Genomic DNA, 17,748 nt, shown 5'->3' on the forward strand with positions numbered 1-17,748 from the left:
CGCGATATGCGCCGGCCGGCGCTGGCTATTGCGCGCTTATGCGCATCTCCACCCGCCGGTTGACCGGATCATAGGGATTGGGCGCGCGCGGATTGTTTTCGCCCATGCCAATCGCCTTGATGCGGGCGACGTCGACGCCGCTGGACGTCAGGAAGGCGGTCACCGATCGCGCCCTTCGTTGCGACAGTCCCTCATTGTAGCGGGCCGAGCCGGAGGCATCGGTGTAGCCCTCGACGACGAAGCTGAGTGTGCTCAACCGGCTGTCTTTCAGCGCTTTGGCGAACTCGTCGAGCTCGGAGCGAGCGGTCGCATTGAGCTCGGCCGAATCCAGTCCGAAATTGATCAGCATGTCGAGGCTGGATTTCTTGGCCGGCGCCTTGTTCGTCTCGCTCTTGCTCTTGCACTCTTCCTCGGTGCCGACGCAGATGCCGCGCGCCGCGCCGAGATTGCCTGCTCCGGCAAAGAACTTCACGATGTCTTCCGATTTCTGAGTTGGATCGGCGGAGGCGTGGGTCGCAAAAACCACGACCGCCAACACGAGGGCTGAACTGCCGAAATGCATTGCGGTTACTCCTGTCTGAGCATCCGATTTTGCCAGCCGCGGACTATACCAAATCTTGCGGCAATTGTCTGTGAACAAACGCACGCGGCCGGTCGGCCTCGGCCTAGCCAAAGGAGAGACTTGACCCGCGCCTCGCCGGGCGCTTGAGTGGAGTATATTCCCTGGGGGAAAGCGTGGCGGCCATGGCCAACGGGCTCCGATTCAGAACGGCACGGGATCTTTTCATGGCTAGTCCCGCTATTGCCCGGGACATGCGCACACCGCCGACCGAACAGGCTTCGATCGAATTCTGCCGCGCCCTCCTCGCCGGCCGCGTGCCGGAGGAGGCGATCACGTTCTGCGCCTATCTGCTTCCCGAGCGGGCAGCCCTCTGGTGGGCGCATGAGTGCCTGAGCCATCTGACCGAACTGCTGGACGGGAATGATCAGGAGCTGCTCGCACTGGTTCGCGATCGGGTCGGCGAACCCGACAGTCCTCACCATCGCGCAGCGGTGAGCACGGCTGCCGCAATGCAGCCGGTAACGCCGGGCGGCTGGATCGCCCTGGCCGCGGGATGGGATGACATCGGCCTGGCGACCATGGACCCGGCAGCGGCACCGGACTTGCAAGCCTTCCCCGCCGCCCACGCGGTCAACGCAGGGGTTCTGGCCGGACTGGCGCGTGTTGCGCTCGAGGACCGTTTTGCCGTTCTCTCCGCCTTTGTCGAAATGGGCATCCAGATGGCGGAGATCGAGGCACAGCACCAATCGGCGGCCACGTATTAGTTCTGCCCGATTTCGGGCATGGCCCCCTGCCCAGGACCACAGACTTCCGCTTCGATACCGGCACCACGCGATGCCGGCCGAGACCATGGAACACTTGCCCCGGAGAGCATCCGCCCCCGATCGTTCCTAAAGCTGAAACACCCGCTCGGCCTGAGTTGCGGGATGGCGCGCAAAGGCAGTCATAGGAACACGAAGCCTGCCCGCGTAGTGCCAGCGCTTGCTGGCGGACCGCGGTGTTCGGCGCTTGGATTGCTGCCTGCGGCGGAAACGCCTCCCCGCCTAACACTTACTGATCAACCTCCCCAGCCGCCGCCGCCACCGCTGCTTCCGCCTCCGCTTCCGCCTCCACCCGCAGTGGGAACGACGGGCGGCTTCACAGGGGCTTCTTCAACCGGCTGGACCTCCTCAGCCGGCTGGGCCACTTTCTTGACGATCACCTTCTTCTTTGGCGGCGGCACCGTGCGTACGACCTTCGGCTGGGGCTTCGCCACAAGTGGCGTCGGTTCAGGCTGGGGCACCAAGGACGTGCAGCCCATGAGCCCCGCTACAAGGCCGGACAAAATTGTTCCGATGATTGCCTGCTTCGATGTCCTGCCCACCATTGCCTCCCAGTTGATCAAAACACGTCCCGACGCGGATTGGCTTCTTCCCAGACTCGCCTGGCCACGCTGACCAGTTGTGCGTCCAGCGAACCGGACGCGGAAATTTTTGACTTGAGCTCCTGGCGCAGCTCTTTCAACGCCGCCGTTTTCGGCTTCGCTCCAAACTGCGCCAGTACTTTCGGTGCGTCCGGTAGCTCCTTGCGGCGATCGAGTGCGACCGCGAATGCAAGGAAACGCACGGCAACGGCCTGATCGGCCGTGTCGCCTTTCTGCATTTCGAGGGCCGCGCGGTCATAGGCACTGGACTGGTCGCCGCGGGCGGTCGCCAGTTCGAACAGTCTCTGCGCTTCGCCGAGGTCTTGCTCCACGCCGACACCGTCGCGGTACATGCGCGCAAGGCTGCCGGGAGCGTAAGGCTGGCCGAGGTCCATGGACTTCTGGAAAAGCCCCAGCGCCGTCTTCGGGTCCTTCTCCACGCCCTGACCATTGAGGTAATTGCGGCCGAGCAGGTTCATCGAATACATGTCCTGCCGCTGCACGCCGGCTTCCAGGAAGGCGACGGCACGAGCCGCATCGGCGGTCACGCCGTTGCGGCCCTCGGTGAAGATCGCGGCGAGATCGTTCATGGCGTAGGTATGCCCCATCGCCGCCGCCTTGAGCAGCAGGTCCAGGCCCTTGGCGGTATCGGACTTGACGCCATAGCCATTGAACAGGGCGCGGCCCCAGGACGTCATGCCATAGGGATCGCCCTTGTCGGCCGCCGCCTTGTAGAGGGCATTGGCCTGCGTCCGGTCAATCGCCATTCCGGTTCCAGTCGCATACATGTAGCCGAGTTCGAACACGGCGCGGACATGTCCCTTCTTGGCGGCCTCCTCGACGGCCGTCTTCGCTTCCTCGACCTTGCCGGCCGCAAGCAGAGCGCGCCCCAGTTCGTAGCGGAAGCGCGGCACATCCGGATAAGCCTTCACCGCGGCCTCGCAGACCTTCACCGCCGTGGCGCCGATTTCGTTCGGCAGCAGGCCAGGGACGACGCCTTGCAGGTCGAGCGGTTCGCCAGCGGCCGTATCGCATGGGTCAACCGTCGGCGACAGTTTCATCGTCGCGGGCTTGGACGAGTTGCTGTCCGCCCGGATCTCGAAGCCGACCGTGACCGGCGCGCCGGCGCCGATCTGGGGCTCGTAGCGCAGCCGGTCGACTTCACCGGCCATCAGGCTCGATTCGGGCGACAGGGTCCGGTCCGGCAGCGAAAGCGTTCCCGTCGCCGGATATCCCGAAACCTTCAGGCTGACCGCGGGATCGTCGGTCGGGAAATCCAGCTTCAGCGCAACCGGGCCGACGCCGACCGGAATATCGATGTCACGGTTTTCGATCGCTTCGGCCGCACCGGTGATGTGAATGCCGCGCTCCAGAACCTGCTGCTTCTGCTCGGCCTCGAGCGAAGCCATGACCTGCTGGCCCTCGGCGCCTTCGCCGCTTTTGACGCGGAACACCAGTATGCCCTGGGTTTGGCCGCCCCAATTGTCATGGGTGGCATAGGCCAGCATGTCCACCTCGTCCTGCGCGGCGACCCCCTTCGGGACATCCATCTTCAGGCGTGGCAGGTCCCTGCCCTGGATGGGCTCACCCACTTCGACAGGCTTGCCGTCGAGCATCAGGCGCCCGAGCGCGGGCGGTCTCTCGACACTTACGGTGATCGTACCGCCGTCGACATCGACTGGTTCCGGCAAGCCAAGATCAACCGGGCCGACCCCCGACAACACGACCTTTTCCAGCACCGGCGGCAGCGACGGGCGGTTGCTGCGGCGCATGAACACGACTTCGTCGATCAGCGACGAGTTTTCCCAGGGAACCTGCAGGCCTTTCGTGGCCTCGACCACATCCCGGCGCACCGCCGCCATGACCGTGCGGATCTCCTGGTTCGGCGCCAGCGCGCGACGCGAGAACGCCGCCGAAAACGGGCTGAGGTCGCCGGTGCCATCATAGGCGACCGCCCCGGGTTCGGTGGCAAAGGCAATCAAGGTGTTCAGCGAGCTTCGCACCTGCGCAAGGCCGGTATTCCCCGCGGTGAGAAGCTGGTCTCGCAGCCAGTAATCCTTGCGTGGAAACGGATTGTTGCGGCAGGCATCGAGGATGATCACCTGGATCTTCGACTTCGAACGCAACTGCTCCAGCACATCGTTGAGCTTGATGGCCTGGACCTCGATGTCCGCCGCCTTTTTCAACGAGGCATCGACCGGGATCAGGAAATTTTCGCCACCGACCTGAAAGCCATGGCCTGAATAGTAGACGACCGACAGATCCGCGCCGTCCACCGCCGAGAGATAGTTGCGAAACTGCTCCTCGAATTGGAGCTTGGTAAGATCCTTGGCGACGAAGACCTCGAAACCGGCCAGCCGAAACGTTTTGGATACGTCCTCGGCATCCTTGTCCGGGTTCTTCAGCGCCGGAATGTCCCGGTAGTCGGAATTGCCGATGACAAAGGCAACCCTTCGATCGGCGCAAGCTTCGAACGCCGTGAAGCCCGCGAGGATCAAGGCTGCAATGAACGCGCAGCATCGGAGCATGGCAGATCCCTTAACTGCTATTACCCGGAGACCACAAGAATGCAGCTTGCGGTATCGAGGTCTGTTAAAAAGGTCACAATCTGCCGAGACAGGAAAAGAGAGAGAGAGAAAAGCCGTCGCGACAGCGGGCACATTCCTCGTCTGATTAGGCTCTAAATTAGCTCAGAGCCGGGCTGTCCGCAATGATTGTCAATGGCTCGAGCGGACTGGCATCTGTCGCGAGCCGCAACACGTGGTCGCTACCACCGGCGAAGCTCTTTTGAACACCGTCAGGCGATAACGCGCATCCTTGTCTGCGTGACGCACAAAGCATCCGCGGGGCGTATCCACAAGCGGCGACGCGGCCGCAGTTGCGGCCGCGCTCACCGCGTCAGCACGCTTGCGATCACCGGGGCGCGGCGTCGAAGATGCGGCCGGGATTGAGGATGTTGGTCGGGTCGAAGGCCGCCTTCAGGCGCCGCATGGCGGCGATCTCGGCCTCGCTGCGCACCAGGTGCAGCCACTTCTTCTTGTCGAGGCCGATGCCGTGTTCGGCCGAGACGGCGCCGCCGGCGGCGGCCACGCCGCGATAGACGATATCATAGGCCAATGCCGGCTCGCTGGTCTGCACCTGATAGTGGAGATTGCCATCGCCGAGATGGCCGAAGACGTAGATCTCGGCATTGCGGTCAGCAGTGCGGATCGCTACTTCCGCATCTCGAAGGAATGCTGCCATCCGCGCCAGCGGGATGCTGATGTCGACACCGACCAGGCCCTCGATCGAAAACAGGAAGCGGTTGGCGTCTTCCCGCACATCCCACAGGGCGCGGAACTCGCGCGGCGACTGCGAGACGACCACGTCATCGATCACACCCTCCTCGACGGCCTGCATCAACACCGCGGCGAACCGCTCTCCGTCCCGGTCGGACTCGGTGCCCTGTATTTCGGCCAGCACATAGACGGGCGCACCGGCAGGCAGCGGCGCCGGGGCCTGCATGCCGGCGATCATGGCGCCGTAGAGGGGCGAAAAGTTCACCTCATAGGCCGACAGCAACGGCCCGAGCCTTTGCCTGAGCAGCCCGAGCAGGGCGATTGCCGCTTCGAGCGAGGCGAGTGCGCAAAAGGCGTTGACCTCCGTGGCCGGCTTCGGGTGCAGCCGCAGGCAGGCGCGCGTGACCACGCCGAGCGTACCTTCGCTGCCGATGAAGAGCTGGTTGAGATCATAGCCGGAATTATCCTTGGGCAGCCCCTTTAGCGAGGTCAGGATCGATCCGTTCGCCAGCACCGCTTCCAGACCCAGCACCTGCGCCCGGTACATGCCATAGCGCAGCACGCGAATGCCGCCGGCATTGGTGGCGACATTGCCGCCGACTGTGGCCGTTCCCCGCGCCCCGATATCAACGCCGAACAGCAGGCCGGCCGCATCGGCCGCGTTCTGAACCACCTGCAGCGGCACGCCGGCTTCGGCGACGATTGTCGCGGCCTCCCGGTCAGGCGCCTCGATCGCGGTCATCCGCTCCAGCGACAGCACCGCCTCGCCCGGCTCGACGCGCGCCGCACCGGCAAGGCCGGTACGGCCGCCATGGACGACAAGCCGCTGGCCGATGTCGTTGCAGAGCCGCAGCATCTCAGCCACCTCCGCCGTGGTGCGCGGACGCAGGACGAGTTCCGGGCGCACTCCGTTCTTTCCGGAAAGGTCGTCGCTGTAACGCGGGTCGACCGCGTCACCGACCAGGACAGAAGCGGTGTCGAACCGCGCATGGAGCTGGGAAAGAAGCTGTTCCACCGGTCGCGTCATAGGTCTGGATGTCCTGGAAGAAGCCCTGTTCCCGGCGTCCTACCTGTGGGCAGAGCCTGGGTCAGCGCTGCACGAACTACGCTTGCCAATGAGGTTGGACGCGCGGAGCAAAACCGTCAATCCAGGCATCACAAAATCATGCGCTTGACATTTGTCGATCATCAACTGACTATTGTCAGCATCGACGTATGGGGCGAAGACCCTCGTGCCGATCGGCTCCCCAACGGGACTGCCGAATGCCTGGGAGGAGAACGACGTGGAGCTTTTGCTCGAGGTGGAAGGGCTGAAAAAGTCCTTTGGTGGCGTCGCCGCCTTGCGCGACGGCCGCTTTCAGCTTCGCGCCGGCACGGTTCATGCGCTCTGCGGCGGCAACGGCGCCGGCAAGTCGACCTTCCTCAAGATACTGATGGGCATCTTCAAGCGCGATGCCGGCGCAATCCGCCGTCGCGGCAAGGAGGTGGAATTCACAAGCCCGGCCGACGCACTCGCCTCGGGCATTGCCATCATCGAACAGGAACTTAGCCCTGTTCCCCATATGACGGTCGCCGAAAACATCTATCTCGGCCGCGAACCCAAGGCGCGCTTCGGCGGCATCGATTTCCGGGCGATGAACCGGTCAGCGCAAAAGCTGCTGGACGATCTCGAATTCGATATTCGCGCCACAAGCTACATGATGAACCTCTCGGTCGCGCAGATGCAGCTGGTCGAGATCGCCAAGGCGCTCAGTCACGACGCGGAGGTCATCTTCATGGATGAGCCGACGTCGGCGATCGGCGAGCGGGAGGCCCAACACCTCTTCGACGCGATCCGCCGCCTGCAGGCGCAAGGGCGCGGCATCGTCTACGTCTCCCACCGTCTGTCGGAGATTTTCCAGATCGCCGATTCCTACACGGTCTTTCGCGACGGCGCCTATGTCGGCAGTGGCGCACTTGCCGACATCGACCGGCCCGGCCTCATTCGCATGATCGTCGGACGCGAGCTGTCGGAGGAGTACGTCAAGACCAACGCGCCGACGCCGGAAACCGGCATAGAGGTTGTCGCGCTCTCTTGCCCGAACAAGATCGAGGACATCTCCTTCTCGGTGCGGAAGGGCGAGATCTTCGGCATTTATGGCCTGATGGGCGCCGGGCGAACGGAAATCTTCAACTGCCTGTTCGGGCTCGACAAACCGTCGGCGGGACGTGTTGCGGTCGATGGCGCCGAGGTCACCATCTCCAAGCCGGCGGACGCCATGGCGCTTGGCCTGGCGCTGGTCACCGAGGACCGCAAGCTGACCGGCCTCAATCTCTCCGATTCCGTGCGGGCGAACATCTGCATGGCGAGCCTGCCGGAAATGAGCCCCGCCTTCGCCATGGATCGGACCCGGGAGGCGCGCGCAAGCCGCGACATGCGCGAGCAGTTTCAGATCAAGGCGGCGCGCGACACGATGCCGGTCTCCGGTCTTTCGGGAGGCAACCAGCAGAAGGTGGTGCTCGGCAAATGGTTCCTGCGCAACCCGAAAGTCCTGCTGCTGGACGAGCCGACCCGCGGCGTCGACGTCGGCGCCAAGCGTGAAATCTATCGGATCATCAGCGACTTTGCCGCCGCCGGCGGCACGGTGGTGATGATCTCATCGGAAATCGACGAAGTGCTCGGCATGTCGGACCGGATCATGGTGATGCGGGCCGGCAGGAGCGCCGGAATCTTCAGCCGGGAGGAAACGGATGCCCAATCACTCGTCCACCTATCAACCTGAACCGGGACAGGGCGTTCGCTCGGCGGCAGAGGAGAAAATGATGTCGGTTGGCGACGACAAGAAGGCCAAGGGCTGGCTGGGTTCCGAGCAGCGCCGGCTGTTGATCCAGGAATACGGCATCTTCCTCGCCTTCCTGATCCTGGTGGCGGTTCTGTCGGTCTCCAACGAGTTCTTCCTGACCGCCGGCAACATCTCGAACGTGCTGCTGCAGACCTCGATCAACGGTGTCCTCGCCATCGGCATGACCTTCGTCATCCTGACCCGCGGTATCGATCTCTCCGTCGGCTCTGTTGTCGCGCTTGCCGGCATCGTCAGCGCCAGTTTCGTCACCAGCTCCGCGACCGCCGGAATTTCCGGGGCGCCCTATCCCGTCGCGCTGGGGATCGGCATCGGCCTGCTGGTCGGCATAGCCTGCGGCGCCGTCTCCGGCTTGATCGTGTCGCGGTTTTCGGTGCCGGCCTTCGTGGCGACGCTGGGTATGCTGTCGGCCGCGCGCGGGCTGACCCTCATCTATGGTGGGGGCCGTCCCGTCCCGGCGCTGACGCCGGCCTTCCGCTGGATCGGCACGGGCGACGTCTTTGGCATACCCGCGCCGGTCATCATTCTCGCGATCGTGTTCGCCGTTTCGTGGTGGATCCTCAACCGGACCCGTTTCGGCCGCTACATCTATGCCGTGGGCGGCAATCCGCATGCGGCGAGGACCTCGGGCATCAACATCACCCGCATCCAGTTCGTCGTCTATGTCATCTCCGGCGGCCTTGCCGGTTTCGCCGGAATGCTGCTCAGCGCCCGTACCGGTTCCGCACTTCCCCAGGCCGGAATCGCCTACGAACTCGACGCGATCGCGGCGGTGGTGATCGGCGGAACCAGTCTTTCGGGAGGCGTCGGCCGGGTCACCGGCACATTGATCGGGGCGCTGATCATCGGCGTCATGAACAACGGCCTCGATCTCATGGGCATCCAATCCTACTACCAGCAAGTGCTCAAGGGCGCCCTGATCGTTGGCGCTGTGATGCTCGACCAGAAGAGGAACTACGGGGCTTAGAGCATTGGAGTCAAAGCGGATTCTGCTTTGGCAATATCGATGCTCGACAGCCCCTTCAGGCACCGGACCTGCATCACGCGCGTCCGTTGAAAGGCGAACCATGTCGGTCGCTCACTCAAGTGGAGGTAACAAAATGAAAAGATGGATGATTGCGCTCGCATCCGCGACCGCGCTGCTGGCTTCGTCTGCGATGGCGCAGGAGAAGATCAAGATAGGTGCAGCACCCTACGGCTTGAATGCGGAATTCATGCAGATCTGGGCGGCGGCGCTTCAGGAGCACCCGGCCGTCAAGAGCGGCGAGGTCGAGCTGACGGTGTTTGACGGCCGCTATGATGCGCTGGTCCAGCAGGACCAGTTCAAGACGATGGTCACGCAGAAATACAATGCGATCATCTTCGCACCGATCGACGTCGACGCGGGCGCCGCCGCCGTACAGTCGGCCGCCGACGCCGGCATTCCGGTCATCGGCTCGAACACCCGCGTCAACTCCGATCTGCTGACCTCCTATGTCGGATCAGACGACACGATCTCGGGCTATTTGGAAGCCAAGACCGTGCTCGACAAGATCGGCTGCAAGGGCAACGTCGTCATCCTCGAGGGGCCAGTCGGTCAGTCCGCGCAGATTTCCCGCCTCGAAGGCAACAAGAAGGCGCTTGCCGAGTGCCCCGACGTCAAGGTTCTCGAGGACCAGACGGCGAACTGGTCGCGCGCCGAAGCCCAGACGCTGATGGAAAACTGGCTGACCGCCCACCCGAAGCAGATCAACGGCGTGATCGGCCAGAACGACGAAATGGCTCTCGGCGCGATCGAGGCGATCAAGGCCGCCGGCCTTGACGTCAAGAGTTTCGCCATTGCCGGTATCGACGGCATCACCGACGCGCTCCACGCCGTCAAGGCCGGCGAGATGACCTCGATCCTCCAGGACGCGCGCGCCCAGGCTCAAGGCGCACTCGACCTCGCAATCTTCAATGCCAGGAAGGGCGACTACAAGCCTCAGTCCGATATCTGGACAACCTACAAGGACATGCCGTGGAACGACGGCAAGGAGAAGATCTACAATGTCCCGTGGACGCCGGTGACGGCTGAAAACGTCGACCAGCTGCTGGCGACGCGCAAGTGATACAACCGTGGGCGGGCCGCCCGCCCGCCCCACTTTCCATCAGGACTGGAAGAAGAGAACCATGACCGATTCAATAGACGTCGATCTCAATTTTTCGCTGGGCGGCAAGGTCGCCCTGGTCACCGGCGGCGCCTCCGGCATCGGTAGTGCCATTGCGTCGGCATTTGCCGCGAAAGGGGCCGTCGTCGGCGTGATCGACATCAATGAATCGGTTGCGCGGGCGAAGGCCGACGAACTCGGCAACGGCGCGAAATCCTTCGTCTGCGACGTGGCCGATCCAAAGTCCGTGGAGGCGGTGTTCGCCGCGGCGCAAGCGGCTTTCGGCCAAATCGACATCGTCGTCAACAGTGCCGGCGTCGCCATCCTTGCTCCCGCCGAGGAACTCACCCTCGACGCCTGGGACAAGACGATCGACATCAATCTCAAGGGAACGTTCCTTGTCTGCCAAGCCGCCGGACGCGCCCTGATCAAGGCCGGCAAGGGCGGCAAGATCATCAACATGGCCTCGCAGGCCGGCAGCGTCGCGATCGACCAGCATGCCGCCTATTGCGCCTCGAAATTCGGCGTCATCGGTCTGTCGAAGACGCTTGCGGCCGAATGGGGCAAGCACGGCATCACGGTCAACACGATTTCGCCAACGGTGGTGCTCACTGACCTCGGTAGGAAGGCCTGGGACAATCCGCGCGGCGAGGCGCTGAAGCAGCGCATTCCGACCGGCCGTTTCGCCTTTCCGCAGGAGATCGCCGCGGCGGCGGTGTTCCTGGCGTCGAACGGCGCCGACATGATCAACGGCGCCGACCTCCTGGTCGACGGCGGCTACACCATTGTCTGAGCGGCGAAGGATCGGAGTAACAATGCAGCGGTTCATCAACAACCCCGACGAGGTCGTCGAGGATACGGTCAAGGGTTTCGTCAAGGCGCATGCCGACCTGGTCAGGCTGGGCAGCAATCCGCGCGTCATCGCCGCCCGCCATGCGCCGGTCGGCGGCAAGGTCGGCGTGATCACCGGCGGCGGCTCCGGCCACGAGCCCGCCTTCATCGGCTACACCGGCCGCAACATGCTGGACGCGGTCGCGGTCGGCGAGCTCTTCTCGTCACCAACCGCAAAGAGCTTCCTCGACGCCGCGCGGGAGGCCAATGGCGGCAAGGGTGTCGTCTGCCTCTACGGCAATTATGCCGGCGACAACATGAACGTGAAAATGGCCATAAAGCTCGCGGCCAAGGAAGACATCGAGATCGCGACCGTCGTCGCAAATGACGACGTCTGTTCGGCGCCACCGGAAGAACGCGAGAAGCGCCGTGGCGTAGCCGGCGAGATCTTCATGTGGAAATGCGCCGGCGCCAAGGCCGCGCTAGGCGCCGGTCTCCAGGAGGTGCAGGCGATAGCGCAGCGGGCGATCGACAATTGCCGTTCGATCGGCGTCGGCCTTGGCCCGTGCACGCTGCCGGCGGTCGGGCATCCCAACTTCGTGATCGAGCCGGGCACGATGGAAGTCGGCATCGGCCATCACGGCGAACCGGGTGTGCGTGTCGAGCCGCTGAAGCCGGCAGCCGAAATAGCGCGCGAGATGGTCAAGGTCGTCCTCGACGATCATGCGCTTGCGGCCGGAACCGAAGTGGCGGTGCTTGTGTCCGGCCTCGGCGCCACCCCGGTCAACGAGCTCTACATCCTCAACGACACGATCGAGACGGAGGTCAGTAGACGCGGCTTGACCATCCACAAGACCTATATCGGCAACTATTTCACCTCGCTGGAAATGGTCGGCGCCACGCTCACGGTCATGGCGCTCGACACCGAGCTGAAACGATTGCTGGACGTCGATGTCGATTGTCCGGCAAGGCTTTAGGAAACAGGCGCATGCAGCAGTTTGACAACGCTTCCGCCGGCGACATCGTTCTTTCGCTGGCCGACAGGATTATCGAGAACCGGGCCTATCTCAGCGAGATCGACGGCAAGATCGGTGACGGCGACCACGGCGTCAACATGGCTAAGGGTTTCGGTATGGCGGCGGACAGGATCCGGGGCAACGACATGTCGCTGGCCACGGCCTTCGACACGCTGGGCACCGTGCTGATGACCGAGATCGGCGGCTCGATGGGTCCGCTCTATGGCGTCATGTTCACGCAGTTCGCCGAAACGATCGAAGGTTCCTCGTCGATCGATGCCGGGACGTTCAGTGCCATGCTCACCAACGGTCTCGACGGTATCCAGTCGATCGGCTCGGCCAAGGTCGGCGACAAGACGCTGCTCGACACGCTCGTCCCAGCCATCGAGGCCTTCGACGCCGCTAATGCCGGCGGTAAGCCGTTCCCGGAAGCTCTGGATGCACTGGTCGTCGCGGCTGAAAAAGGCCGCGACAGCACAAAGGATCTGGTGGCGCGGATCGGCCGCGCCAGCCGGCTCGGCGAGCGCTCGGTCGGTGTCCTCGACGCCGGCGCCACATCCTGCGCCTTGATCCTGGAAACCCTGGCGCTCGGCGCCAAGCAGAAACTGCAGCTGTCCGCGACCGTGGGACGCTGAACACGAACAGGGCTCCTCCCGAGCACTGGCTTCCGGCTGATTTCCAGCCGGAAGCCGGGTTGGTGCCCGATCAGACCAGGCCCGATCTGACCAAGATTGAGTGTTCCGCCATTTACGCTCATCTTGGCGATCGATCTTGGATTCGGGGAAACTTGGCTGCATGACCGTCAAGACATCATCGGCGCGCAAGAACGGCACCGTGCGGGCGGGCGCCGAGGCTGCGTCCGAGCCCATTCCGCTACGCTATGGCGACGACCCGTATGTCTGGGCCTGCTGGCTCTACTACGAAGACCACATGACGCAAGGCGACATCGCCGAGATCATGGGCATTTCGCGCGCAACTGTGAACAGCTACCTGGCCGATGCCCGCGCACGCGGCATCGTCAACATCTCGCTCGAGCCGTCACGGCTGAGTTCGCTGTCGATCGCGCAGGAACTCAAACGTCACTTCGGCCTGCATGACTGTCTCGTCGTGCCGAGCGACGATAACACGCGTCCGCTGATCGATCGCCTTGGCGGAGCTGCCGCGCAAGCCCTTGCCAAGCTTTTGAAATCCGGTGACACGCTCGCCGTCGCCTGGGGGCGCACGATCCTGGCGATCGGAGAGCAGGCATCGGTGCCCGGTCTTCAGGACGTCACCATAGTCCAGGCCACCGGCGGAACAGCCGCCAGCTTCGCCTATACACCGGAACTCTGCGCCTCCGCCATCGCCGGCGCGGTCAAGGCGAAGCTGATCAACATCACGGCGCCGGCGGTCGTTTCCACGGCCGAGGTTCGCGACATGCTGTTGCGTGAGACGCTGATCCAGAGCCAGTTCGGCGCTTTAGCCAAAGCCAACAAGGCGCTGTTCGGCATCTCGTCGCTGCGTCCGAATTCAACCATCCACACCAGCGGCTTCTTTGAATCGGTTTCGCTGCAGCAATATCTCGCCAAGGATGCCGTCGGCGTCGTCGCCGGCCGCTTCATCGACGGGCAAGGCAAACCGGTGGCCGGCCCGCTCGACGACCGCACGATCGGCATATCTCTCGACATGCTTAAGGCCATCAGCTTGCGCATCGCGGTCGCCGGCGGTTTCGACAAGGTGCCGGCGATCCTGGCGACGCTGCGCGGCGGCTATGTCAACGTGCTGATCACCGATGCCGCCACCGGCCGCGGCATCCTCAATGCCGACGGCGTGACTGAACTCGACCAGAAGCTCTCGCAACGCCCGAGGGTCGACAACACGGTGGCCCTGCCCAGCAATTTCCGCACTCATATCAAGAAGTTCCTCAACGATCCGAATGATGTCGTCGAGGAAATGCTTGACGGCGTGGTGAAGGCCAATGCCACCTATGTCATGCCGATCAAGGGGTCGCATCGCGCCCTCGTCGCCCGCACCGGACCGAGGCCCGGCAAGGTCGGGCTTGTGGTCGGCGGCGGCACCGGGCACGAGCCCTGCTTTCTCGGTTATGTCGGCAAGGGGTTGGCCGACGCCGTTGCGGTCGGCAACATCTTTTCGTCACCGCCTCCCGGCACGATCTTCCAGTGCGCCAATGCCGCATCGGGCGGGCAAGGCGTGCTCTTCGTCTACGGCAACTATGCCGGCGACGTGATGAATTTCGAGATGGCGGCCGAGATCGCTGCGGAACACAACATCGAGGTTCGCACGGTGGTGACGACGGACGATATCGCCTCGTCTCCACTCGAAGACAGAGAGGGCCGGCGCGGCGTTGCCGGCAACTTCTTCATGTTCAAGATCGCCGGGGCCGCCTGCGACCGCGGATTGTCGCTCGACGCCTGCGAGGCAATGACGCGCAAGGCCAATGCACGAACCTTCACCATGGGCGTCGCGCTGGAGCCTTGCTCCATGCCGCAGACCCGCCGCCAAAATTTCGAGATCGGCCCCGACGACATCGAGATCGGCATGGGCATCCACGGCGAGCCTGGCGTCCTCCGCGAAAAGATGATGAGCGCCGACGCGATCACCGACCGGATCATGGACCGTATCTTTTCGGAAATGAAGCCGGCGGCGGGAGACCGTGTCGCGGTGCTGGTCAATTCATTTGGCGCAACGCCGTTGATGGAACTGTACATTCTCTTCAGGCGTGTCGAGCAACGGCTGAGCGCCAAGGACATCACGATAGAGGCGAACTGGGTGGGACATTACTGCACCTCGCTCGACATGGTCGGTGCGTCGATAACGGTCATGCACCTCGACTCCGAGCTTACAGAATTGTTGCATCACCCCTGCGACACGGCCGTCCTGCGGATTGGTTGAAGATAGGGACTAGGCGCCCCCCGTGAAGACGGGCGGCATCCTGCTTGAACTGGGAGGAACACGATGTCGGACAATGCGGCGCGACGCCTGAGCAGGATGTTCTATCGCATATCGATTGCGATCGAGGCGGGTAAGGACCACCTCTCGGACCTGGACGGCGCCATCGGCGACGCCGACCATGGCATCACCATGTCGCTCGGCTTCATGGCGGTGAATGCGGAACTGGCCAAGCTCAACCTCGACGAAACGCAGCCGTCGGAGGTGTTCACAGCCGCCGCGTCGGCCTTTCTCGACGCCGTTGGCGCCTCCACGGGGCCGCTCTACGCGGCCGCCTTCCGGCGCGCGGCACAAGCGCTCAAACAGGATGAATGTCTTTCGGCCGCCGATCAGGCAATGATCGTCGAGGCCATGACCACCGGCATCAAGGAGCGCGGCAAGGGACAGCGCGGCGACAAGACAATGCTGGATGCCTGGATCCCCGCCACGGAAGCGGCCGTCAACGCACGCGCCCGTTCTGCCGGATGCCTGGAGATGTGGAACAGCATCCTGGAGGCCGCTGAAGCCGGCGCGAATTCGACACGGTCCATGGTCGCGGCCCGCGGCAGGGCGGCCAGGCTCGGCGAGCGGTCCCTGGGCCACATGGACCCGGGTGCCGCCTCGGCCGTGATCATCCTGCGCGCGATGAAGGACACCTTTGGCGAAGGCGAACCGGCAAGATAGTCTTCGGCGCGGCCGCGGAAATTGGTGTTGCAGTCAGAGCCCTTCGATCACGACGCCAGGTTCAGATAACAGCCTTTTCGAGGAACGGTCGGTTCTCCACGATGCGCTCGTAGCCGACCTCTGACAGGTCGAGCGTTTGAAAGCCGCCATAGACAACGAGCTCCGCCACGCCGCGACCGGCCGCCGGCCCCTGCTGCAGACCGTGTCCGGAGAAGCCGTTGGCGAAGATGAAGTTCTTGACCTCCGGATGGGGACCGACGACAAGATTGTGGTCGAGCGTGTTGAAATCATAGTGCCCGGCCCACTGGTTCACGGCCTTGATCGCCTCGAATGCGGGTGAACGCGCCGCCAGCGCCGGCCAGATGATCTCCTCGAACTCGTCGTAGCGCGGCTCGAAATCGTCCCAGTCGGAACACGGATCTTCCACCGGCGGACAGCCGGTCAGGAAGAAGCGGCCTTCCGGCCGGCAGAACACTCCGGACGGGTCGATCATCAGCGGCAGGCGACCCTGGTTTACGGTGGCCGACCCCTCGGGAGACTGGGCGCAGTCGAACACGAACAAAGTACGCTTGCGCGGCTCGACGGGAACATCGAGCCCGGCCATGCGGGCAGTGAGCGCCGCCCGGGGACCGGAAGCATTGACCAGCACGCCGGCCGATATCACCGCCCCGGATTTCAAGGTGACATCGGTAATCTTGCCGCCCTGGCGGCCAATCGCCACCACTTCATCGGTGACGTAGTCGACGCCCAGCGACCGCGCCTTGTTCTTGAAACCGTACATCAGGCCGGTGTTGTTGAACCAGCCTTCGCCGGACCGGCCATAGGAGGCAAGCAGGATGTCGTCGGCATTCAGATGCGGAAACGCGGCGGCCACTTCATCGCGCTGCCACAGCACCACGTCCGCGCCGCAAGCCCTCTGCACGGCATGGTTCTCGCGCAATGTCTGCGCTTGCTCCTCGGTGTTGGCGAGGAACAGGTAGCCGCCCTCGTGGAAGGCGAGAGCAGGCCTGTCGGATCCCACCTGCATGATGTCGGCGAAGTTGCGGATGAATTCCGTGCCGAACTGGCTGATGCGGACATTGATGGGGTTGGAGAACTGGTTGCGGATCGACGAGGATGACAGCGAGGTCGACGACTTCGCATAGGTCGGATCCATTTCGACCACCAGGACGGATCCCTTGAAGTCCGGATTGGCGGCCAGGAAATAGGCGACGGCGGAGCCGATCACGGCCCCGCCGACAATGACCACATCGTAACCCTGCTTCACGATTTCGGCTCGTCGTCCGGATGTCCTAGCTCGCAGAACCAGCCGCCCAGATATTTGACCGACGGCGCCTTCGGATCCAGAACCGGCGTCCTCGCCTCGACCGCCGCGCGGAACGGCTCCGCGCTGTCCTGCGGATAGAATCCGAGATGGTTCGCGCCGCTGTTGTCGACCATCTTCAATCTGTTGTCGGAGATGCCGAACGAGATCGTGTGGCCGACGCGTGGCGCGGTGAGCGACGCCTCGACCAAGCGGACGCAATCGGCGAAGGACAGGTACGACCACAGCATGCGGCGGTCGGCCGGCTCCGGGAAGGACGAGAAGATGCGCAGGCACACCGTCTCGATGCCGAACTTGTCCCAATAGAGCCGGCTCAGGCTTTCGACGAAATTCTTCGACACGCCATAGAGGCTGTCGGGCCGCATCGGCGCGTCGACGCCGATATGCGCCTCGACCTCATGGTAGCCGATGGCGTGCACTGACGACGCATAGATGACGCGCTTGACGCCATGTTTCCGCGCGCCTTCATAGATATGGTAGGAGCCGCGGATGCTGGAATCCAGGATCGTCTGCCAGGCGCATTCGAGCGGCGCGCCGCCGAAATGCACGATCGCGTCGCAGTCCTTGGTGGCCGCGATCGTCGCCTCCATATCGGCGAGATCGAACACCGCTTCTTCCTCGTGCGGGGCAAGATCGCCGAACGGTTCGCGGCCGGCCAGCCGGATCGTCTTTGCCAGCGGCACCAGCCCCTTGCGCAGTTCCGAGCCAAGGCGGCCGGCCGCGCCGGTGATCAGGATGCGTTCGTATTGGGGCATGG

15 protein-coding genes are annotated in these 17,748 nt (G+C 63.7%); 10 read left to right on the plus strand and 5 right to left on the minus strand.

Features of this window, described 5'->3' with window-relative positions:
• Positions 1-25: 25 nt before the first annotated feature.
• Complete coding sequence (locus tag D3227_RS08460; protein WP_120013675.1) at positions 26-562, minus strand: OmpA family protein; 537 nt, start codon at positions 560-562, stop codon at positions 26-28.
• Positions 563-744: 182 nt separating this feature from the next.
• Between D3227_RS08460 and D3227_RS08465 the strand changes: the two genes are divergently transcribed.
• Both D3227_RS08465 and D3227_RS41525 read left to right on the plus strand, forming a co-directional pair.
• Positions 745-1,326 (plus strand): DUF6931 family protein, encoded by a 582-nt coding sequence (locus tag D3227_RS08465; RefSeq protein ID WP_208646351.1) that lies wholly within the window; start codon positions 745-747, stop codon positions 1,324-1,326.
• 426 nt (positions 1,327-1,752) lie between these two features.
• A complete protein-coding gene (locus tag D3227_RS41525; RefSeq protein WP_167480648.1) occupies positions 1,753-1,998 on the plus strand; it encodes a hypothetical protein in 246 nt (81 codons plus the stop codon).
• Here D3227_RS41525 and D3227_RS08475 read toward each other — a convergent pair.
• On the minus strand, positions 1,943-4,492 hold the full coding sequence (locus D3227_RS08475; RefSeq protein WP_120013678.1) for a caspase family protein: 2,550 nt from the start codon (positions 4,490-4,492) through the stop codon (positions 1,943-1,945). The genes D3227_RS41525 and D3227_RS08475 overlap by 56 nt on opposite strands.
• Before the next feature lie 385 nt (positions 4,493-4,877).
• Positions 4,878-6,269, minus strand: a complete 1,392-nt coding sequence (locus D3227_RS08480; RefSeq protein ID WP_120013679.1) for an FAD-binding oxidoreductase — start codon at positions 6,267-6,269, stop codon at positions 4,878-4,880.
• A 256-nt stretch (positions 6,270-6,525) separates the two neighbouring features.
• Here D3227_RS08480 and D3227_RS08485 point away from each other — a divergent pair, with 256 nt between their 5' ends.
• The 8 genes from D3227_RS08485 to dhaL (D3227_RS08520) all read left to right on the plus strand — a co-directional run bounded on the left by D3227_RS08485 (position 6,526) and on the right by dhaL (D3227_RS08520) (position 15,667).
• The gene (locus D3227_RS08485) at positions 6,526-8,004 is read left to right on the plus strand and encodes a sugar ABC transporter ATP-binding protein (RefSeq protein WP_120013818.1); all 1,479 of its coding nucleotides are present in this window, start codon (positions 6,526-6,528) and stop codon (positions 8,002-8,004) included.
• A 40-nt stretch (positions 8,005-8,044) separates the two neighbouring features.
• Entirely contained in the window at positions 8,045-9,049 is a 1,005-nt protein-coding gene (locus tag D3227_RS08490) for an ABC transporter permease (RefSeq protein ID WP_120013819.1), read from the plus strand.
• A gap of 133 nt (positions 9,050-9,182) precedes the next feature.
• A complete protein-coding gene (locus D3227_RS08495; RefSeq protein WP_120013680.1) occupies positions 9,183-10,169 on the plus strand; it encodes a substrate-binding domain-containing protein in 987 nt (328 codons plus the stop codon).
• 61 nt (positions 10,170-10,230) lie between these two features.
• Positions 10,231-11,001 (plus strand): SDR family oxidoreductase, encoded by a 771-nt coding sequence (locus tag D3227_RS08500; RefSeq protein WP_120013681.1) that lies wholly within the window; start codon positions 10,231-10,233, stop codon positions 10,999-11,001.
• A gap of 22 nt (positions 11,002-11,023) precedes the next feature.
• Complete coding sequence (locus D3227_RS08505) at positions 11,024-12,016, plus strand: dihydroxyacetone kinase subunit DhaK (protein ID WP_120013682.1); 993 nt, start codon at positions 11,024-11,026, stop codon at positions 12,014-12,016.
• Between the two features lie 11 nt (positions 12,017-12,027).
• Positions 12,028-12,690 carry a dihydroxyacetone kinase subunit DhaL gene (gene dhaL, locus D3227_RS08510; protein ID WP_120013683.1) on the plus strand — a complete coding sequence of 221 codons (663 nt, stop codon included), beginning with the start codon at positions 12,028-12,030 and terminating at the stop codon, positions 12,688-12,690.
• Positions 12,691-12,850: 160 nt separating this feature from the next.
• On the plus strand, positions 12,851-14,947 hold the full coding sequence (locus D3227_RS08515) for a bifunctional sugar-binding transcriptional regulator/dihydroxyacetone kinase subunit DhaK (RefSeq protein ID WP_120013684.1): 2,097 nt from the start codon (positions 12,851-12,853) through the stop codon (positions 14,945-14,947).
• 63 nt (positions 14,948-15,010) lie between these two features.
• On the plus strand, positions 15,011-15,667 hold the full coding sequence (gene dhaL / locus D3227_RS08520; RefSeq protein WP_120013685.1) for a dihydroxyacetone kinase subunit DhaL: 657 nt from the start codon (positions 15,011-15,013) through the stop codon (positions 15,665-15,667).
• A 61-nt stretch (positions 15,668-15,728) separates the two neighbouring features.
• On the opposite strand, the gene D3227_RS08525 is transcribed toward dhaL (D3227_RS08520), so the two are convergent.
• Complete coding sequence (locus D3227_RS08525; protein ID WP_120013686.1) at positions 15,729-16,934, minus strand: NAD(P)/FAD-dependent oxidoreductase; 1,206 nt, start codon at positions 16,932-16,934, stop codon at positions 15,729-15,731.
• Positions 16,931-17,746: an NAD-dependent epimerase/dehydratase family protein gene (locus D3227_RS08530; RefSeq protein ID WP_120013687.1), complete on the minus strand. Its 816-nt coding sequence runs from the start codon at positions 17,744-17,746 to the stop codon at positions 16,931-16,933. Before D3227_RS08530 ends, D3227_RS08525 begins: the two co-directional genes overlap by 4 nt.
• Positions 17,747-17,748 lie beyond the last annotated feature (2 nt).

This window comes from Mesorhizobium waimense (genome assembly GCF_003601975.1).
Lineage (GTDB): Bacteria > Pseudomonadota > Alphaproteobacteria > Rhizobiales > Rhizobiaceae > Mesorhizobium > Mesorhizobium waimense.